The sequence below is a fragment of the Klebsiella sp. ME-303 genome, assembly GCF_007910085.1.
In the GTDB taxonomy this organism is placed as follows: Bacteria; Pseudomonadota; Gammaproteobacteria; order Enterobacterales; family Enterobacteriaceae; genus Klebsiella; species Klebsiella michiganensis.
In genome coordinates this window covers 73,233-80,041 of record NZ_VOJB01000065.1, presented here as the reverse complement: position 1 = coordinate 80,041, position 6,809 = coordinate 73,233, and the positions used below count along the sequence as shown (strand labels likewise).

Here is a 6,809-nt window from a genome sequence, read left to right as displayed (position 1 = left end):
CGCATCGGCCTTTTTACTGACGTTTGAATTGGTTATCGTCAGGTCGTTCTGCAGTTTAGCGATCGCGCTGCCCTGGCTGGTCAGCGTTTTATCCTGCTGGCTGACGCTGGACTGCAGGCCCGTGATGGCGTTGCTGTTTGCGGCCACGCCCGATTCCGTTTTCCCGACGCGGTTAGACAGCGAGGTCAGCGTATTTCCCTGGCTGGTTAACGTGGTGCCCTGCTGTTCAACCTTTTGCGTGAGGGACTGCAGCGCGGTTGCATCGGCTTTTTTACCCAGACTGGTTTCCAGGCCGCTGATTTTGCTGGCCTGTGCGCTTTGTGTGGTCGACAGGGAACTCAGCTCCTCCGCGACCGAGGATTTATTGTCGTTGAACTGCGTCTGCAGCGATTCTCTGGCCGTCACCTCTGCTTTATCGGCGGTGATACGGGCATTCATCTCCTGATACAGCAGGCCGGAACGCAGGTCTGCAAGGCTGTTACTGTCAGAGGTTCCCCTGATCTGCGCCGCCAGTGTGGAGCGTTTCAGCGCCTCTACCTCATCCGCTTGCGTCCGCGCCATCTCCTCATTACGCAGGGCCGCCGTACTTGCTGCCGGCGCCGGGCGCCCAACGGATATCCAGTGGATCAGAAAATAGTTGTCGGCATTCTGCGCCTGGGCCAGATCGAGACGAAAACGGCGAACCGTGCCGGACGCGTTCCAGTTCACGTCGGAAATGGCCACCACGCTGATACCTTCGCCATCAAACTCCTGCTCGGCGATAGTCACCGAGCGGGCATCACTCCAGCCGGTTTCCTCTGTACCAATCCAGTAAAGCCGCCCTTTCCATGCCGGATTACCCACGCGCTTAATACGCAGCATGACGGTGCGATAGGAGGAACCCGGGATTTTTTGCCCGTTTGGCGAACGGCAGGATGCCGTGCTGTTCGATGCTTTCAGCCAGCCGTCGTCCGTGATTTGCATCGGCACCTGACCGGCATCGTCCTCGGTCCACCCTTCATTGTCTTTATCGAAGTACCAGATACTGAACGAATCAAACTGCTGCCCACTACCGGCAGAGATTTCAGCGATCTGACGGGCCAGTGACTCGTCGCCATCCTGAATAATTGTCTGCAGATTATCAATGCCGGCCAGCCGCTCATTTTTTTCATTCAGCAACTGGTCTGCCGCCTGCGCCGCTTTCGCGTTGACGTCCGCAATGCGGTCAGCGGTCTCCTGTTTTACCGCTTTATCCCAGCCCGTATTTGCCTGAGCAATGGACTGTTTCAGGCCGTTTTCAACCGTCTGCAGTTGGGATTTTAACGCCGAGTCCCCCGCTGTCAGGGCTTTATTGACGTCTGCTATCTGCTGGTCGACGGAAGTATTAATATCACTCACAGCATCGTTGATGCTTTTGTTTACTGTCGAGATGGCGTCATTGAGGGTCTGATTAACGAGGTCAATATTCTCTGTCATCGACTTATTGACCGACGCTATCTGCCCATCAACCTGCTTACGGATCCCCCCAGCGGTCTCATTAATGCTCTGGTTTATTTCGTTAACCTGCTGCTCGACCTCTTCACGGATGGCATCAGCGGTTTCCGTCAGCGTTTTGTGGGTTTCCTCCATATCCCGCTGAGATTCTTGCCAGGCTTCGGTGTCTTTAATTGCGTCGGTTAGCTTGTCGTAATACTCCCCGATATCGTCGCTGGCCATTCCCTGCACCCAGACGGTCCACGGACTTTCGTTACCAAGGCGATCGACAATGCGTGCCCGGTACCAGAACGTCGCCGCAATCTGCAGGCCCATCTGCTGATACGAGTTTCCCGGATACGTTACGTCAGAAAGCGCCATCGCGCCGTTGCCGGTTGGATTTGGGCTGTACTGCAGCTCGGTTTTTTGCGTATCGCCACTTCCCTCCGGGAACGCCCAGTTTAGTTGAACGCCATGCAGAAGGGATGTTGTAGTCAGCGAAACAGGTGCCGAAGGCAGGCCGATTTTGCCGGTCAACGTTTTCTCTTGCGAATATGCCCAGCCGCTCGACACTTCCGCGGCATTGATAGCGCGCACCCTTACGATGTATCGGCCGGCATAAATTCCGCTGACATCAAACGAGGCAACGGAACTCCGGGGCACGTTTATCCAGTTGCCTTCATTGCGGCGCCACTGTGCTTCATAAGCAATGGCATTCTTTACTGCCGTCCAGTGCACCTGCAGCGTTTCAACGCTAATCCCCTGATTAACCACGGAATAAGACTCAACAACGATATTAGCTGGCGCGCTTTGCTTCCCTGGAGGAATAACGCTGATTGGTCGACTATCAATAATCGCACCGGAATCAATCCTGGCGTATTTATCCGGATCGTGAGCAGCTGCGGAAATTGTAAAGGTGCTATCGTTATTATCTTTAACACCCACAACACGATATTGCTGGACCCTCAGAGAGTCAGACTCAATGGCCCATACGCATTCCGGTTCTGGTCTTTCGGCATATTCAGCGGTGACGGTGACGACGTGTCCATCGACACTCTCAATGGTTCGGCCTTGCGTCCCCCCCGATGGCAGGTTCAATAACAGACGGTCCCCGGCTTTCGCTTCCGTTTTACGATCGAGCGTAATAACGCAGCCATCCACTTCGCGAGTACGGCCACCGTTGACTTTTCCCGCCAGCATTTCATCCGCTACCGCAATGATATAGCCGGGTTGTGGAATATTACCGTCCAGTCCGACTGAAAAAGTCACTACGCGATCTTTATTGTTGGTCAGAATTCCCCAACGCCCTTTACGGTTGGCCTCCGACTGACGGGTACAGCCAATTGCCGTAAGTTCAAGCTGATTAAATCCATAGCGGGCGACCAGCGGCTGCTCAAAAACCGGCTCCATCGCATCCGCATACTCATTCTCTGGATCAGACCATGAGACGAGCGCGTTGGTATAGCGCGTTTTGCTACTGCTGCTGACATAGTGAAAACGACCATTGATGACGTTAGCCCTGGTGTAGGTGTAATCAATATCACGAGGCATATCCGCCAGAGCAATCACCTGATCGCCACTCCAGCAGGTCATGCCACGGAAAATGGCCGCAAAATCGCGTAACACCGTATAGGCATCGTTGCGATCCTGAACATAGACGTTACATAAATAGCGCGGCTCGGTACCCTCCCCACCTTTACCATCGGGGACGGGTTCATCGCAATATCGTGCTACCTGATACAACGTCCATTTATCAATATTTTCTGAGGTAAGACGATTCCCCAGGCCAAAACGATCGCTGACGATCAGATCGTAAAAAATCCAGGCCGGGTTATCCGTCCACGCCCATTTGAATGCTCCGGTCCAGATGCCTGAATATTGGCGGGTCTCCGGGTCATAGTTATCAGGAACGCGGATCACCCGCCCGCGAGGACTGCAGGCAATTTTTGGAATAGAGCCATTAAACTGACGAGAGTCAAATTCAACGTAAAGCAGGGCCGTATTGGGATAGCGTAGTTTTGCATCAAGCACCTCAGCATAACTTTGCAGCATCATAACATCGCCAGTTTTTGAGGTATTTGCGTCTTCCGTGACTTTACGCAGGCGCAAAACCCAACCCGTCGTCGCCCGGGGTAGATCAATGCGGTGGCATCGTTCATAACCGGAAGTGGTCTTTCCGCTTACCGCACTCTCCAGCACCGTCTGCCAGCTACCACCATCGGTTTGCAAATCAACGGCATAGCTGACGGCGTTCCCTACCAGATCGCCATTATCTTCCTGTTTCAGTAAAGATGGCCATTTTAAGCGCAGGCGGACGGCGGAAAGCTGGGTATTACTAAAAGAGCGGGACCAGGCCGTTTTGCTGGAGACTTCCACTCCTACGTTAATTTCATTTTCTGAACCGGGGATCCCCTGGATGTAATTCTGTGCCTGAGTTCCCGGTCGAAACTCCCAGGCGACGCCGCTAAAATTTTGCGAGCCGTCGGAATTTTCCAGCGGCGTACCATCAAGGTAAATATCTTTTGCGGTAAGCGCACCGGCAAATTCACCCTCGCCCAGCGCAATGAGAATTTTTGCTTTCGCAACAGACTGTAAATCATCAGGCTGTTCCGTTGGGGTACGCGGGCTTGAACTCCCGCCCTTACAACCTTTAATGAGATGCTGTGTCATAGATATTTTGTCCATAAAAAAACCACCTCAAAGGTGGTCTGAAATGAGAGAAGCCGGATATTTTACTGCTGGTCTTCTACATAAATTCCCGCTGAAATAATTGCCCCGCCGATAAGCCGCTTGCCGTATAACAACGGTACCGGATATCCCTGAGCGGTGGTGTTCGTGACCCCGCCAAATGCGTAGGAGGCTTTATTTTCAGGAGATTGTTGACTGGCTAAACCTGGAACCTGAGGAGAGAGCATCTGAAGAACACCGCCAAGTACCATTGAGGCCCCCAGCATTGCGGCACTTCCCCACCCGGAGCCGGCAGCAATCGCGGCGAATATCCCTCCAGTGCCCATAGTGGCGATTGAAGCGACCGCGATCAATGCAACACCTAATATCGTCTGTAGCACGCCAGCTTTTTTACTACCAATAACGACAGGAACAATTCGTATTACTTTATCGTTGATGGGGAAAGGAATATCATCCTCGCTAATATTTTTCTTTCCTTTAAAAACAGCATAGGTTAATCCCATAGCTTTGCTGTTGTTCATGAATTTTTCAAATCCATTGATAGTACAACATAAAGCCCTTATCGCTTCAGATGCCGTTGCCACCATCCGACAATGAGATTTGCCAAATTTCTTACCAAGAATACCGCCCAACTCTATTCTGACCATATGTTCTTGCATAAATACTCCATCTGCAGCAGACATTATGAATAAATCATAAGCATCTATTCCGCCATTGATAATATCGTACGCTGAGTTGACTCGAGAGCAAGTCCAGCCCTCTGATGTTGAATCACATTCACTTGCTAACGCATTTCATATCGGGTGATTTAAAATCCCAACGTCTTTCAGATTTTTTCATTATTCAACGCATTATCATTAATATGATAGCGCAAAACTTTCACCGTTCTTTCCTGCCAGTATCCCCCATACGGCACTCGCTGGCTTAAATGACCATACAGGTGATGCAGCAGCATATTTCCCTCAAGGAGAATACCCGCATGATTCCACTTATTTGCCTGTACCTGCATGATAATCATATCTCCCGGCTGCGGCGGGCCATCAAACTCGCGAAAGCCACATTGATACCAACAATCATGATAAAAGTTATCAGGGTAGCCATCTTCCCACCACGGATAATCCACACGATAATCCGTCAACTCAACATTATGCTGCTGGCGAAAATAGCTCATTACCAGTCCCCAGCAATCATAATGGCCAAGCACGAACGGACGTTCCAGCAGCGGCAATTCTCCTCGCGGATAAATGGTACGAAAATCGCCTTCCGGCCAGCTGAAAATATGCCAGGGTAACAACATCGCGTCACACTGAGCCTTATCCAGCTCGCTTGGCTGGGTCGTCGCGTCGGGGTGACTGTGGACGATCCCCGTTACGGTGCCCCAATCCTCTACCCGTGCATAATCCTCCGGCGCAAGAACAAAATGCTCCTGGGGGTCATCGGCAATATTACGACAGGGGAAATAGCGCTCTACCCGCCCCCTTTGGGCAATCGCACCGCAGCATTCTCGAGGATATTGCTCCTGAGCATGCACCTGAATAGCCCTGATAACTTTCTGGCGCATGTTAACTCCGAATTAAAGACGTGCCGGGAAAACCACCAAAAGGCAGCTCATTGTCTTCACCAAAGCGTAATTTACAGGCCGACAAAGTGCCGTTACAAACATCCAGCGCCGGATCGGTAACAGGTGTATTATTGTTATCAAAATATCGCTGGCCTGTATAATCACAACCATCGCCGCTGCGGTATTTATTCCTGATACACCAGGTACAGATAGAATGCAGCTGACGCGTTGGGATCATTATTCCTTGCAAATCCATTGGACTGGAAAGAGTGAACTCAATCGCTTCATTGGTCTCCTCACTTTTGGCATCAATAAAGAAGACTTTTCGTTTTTCCTGCGTGGGGTCGGCTCTCGCATTACCTTCAGGGAAATTACGTGCGTCGAGATATTTTGCCAGCGTATCGTGAATGGTGACTTTCGCCTGAACCAGGTCATCGTAATACAAGCACAGCGCGGTAATCGAAGCATCAATATTTGCCACCTTCAGCGATGGTTGCGCGTCCCGACCGCTGGTAGAGGATTCAATCCCGTCAATAATACAAGGCCATGGCATATACTCATTGCCCTGCCACCAAATGGATTTTGCAGGCAAACGCGTTTCGTCCCCTCCAGCAGCCTGGATTTCAGCTTCGCTATGGGCGATACTGTGCCCGTGGAAATATAAGACATCATCCATGCCAAAGACGCTGCCATCAATTTCCAGTAAACGTATTTCACTCCCGGGTTCAAGTTTTTGATAATCAGCTGTAATCATGGTGCATATGCCTGGTTAAATGTAGCGGTTACCGTCATTACTTGACTCGATAATGGCGAAAGTTTTAGTGAATCGGCGCTAACACGATAAAGCCCGGATTCCCCCGCAGGGGTATCCCAGATAAACGACTTCGTTACATGACGCCGCATAAATTCAAGCACGGCTAATATCTCTTCCTTTTCTCCGGTCAAGGTCACTGGCCAGCTTTGTTTTTCAAAATGTAGACCATCGCCGACGACCTGCTGATATCCGTCGCCAAAACGAGCCTCGCGAACGGTGAAATTAAAATCCCCCTGCAAACCCGCTTGTATTTGCGTTCGCCAGGTAAAGGTTTCTATTGTCATATTTTCTCCG

General features: G+C 51.1%; 5 protein-coding genes. All 5 read right to left on the bottom strand.

Annotation, left to right across the window (positions count from 1 at the left end; genetic code table 11):
* A partial coding sequence (locus FQK12_RS08880; RefSeq protein WP_261392952.1) for a host specificity protein J occupies positions 1-4,122 on the bottom strand: 4,122 nt, incomplete at its 3' end.
* A gap of 62 nt (positions 4,123-4,184) precedes the next feature.
* Positions 4,185-4,799 (bottom strand): tail assembly protein, encoded by a 615-nt coding sequence (locus FQK12_RS08875; RefSeq protein ID WP_004850357.1) that lies wholly within the window; start codon positions 4,797-4,799, stop codon positions 4,185-4,187.
* A 167-nt stretch (positions 4,800-4,966) separates the two neighbouring features.
* Positions 4,967-5,701 (bottom strand): C40 family peptidase, encoded by a 735-nt coding sequence (locus FQK12_RS08870; protein ID WP_038423189.1) that lies wholly within the window; start codon positions 5,699-5,701, stop codon positions 4,967-4,969.
* Position 5,702: 1 nt separating this feature from the next.
* Complete coding sequence (locus tag FQK12_RS08865) at positions 5,703-6,455, bottom strand: phage minor tail protein L (RefSeq protein WP_014229131.1); 753 nt, start codon at positions 6,453-6,455, stop codon at positions 5,703-5,705.
* Entirely contained in the window at positions 6,452-6,799 is a 348-nt protein-coding gene (locus FQK12_RS08860) for a phage tail protein (protein WP_014229130.1), read from the bottom strand. The genes FQK12_RS08865 and FQK12_RS08860 overlap by 4 nt, the downstream gene beginning before the upstream one ends.
* Between the last annotated feature and the right edge of the window lie 10 nt (positions 6,800-6,809).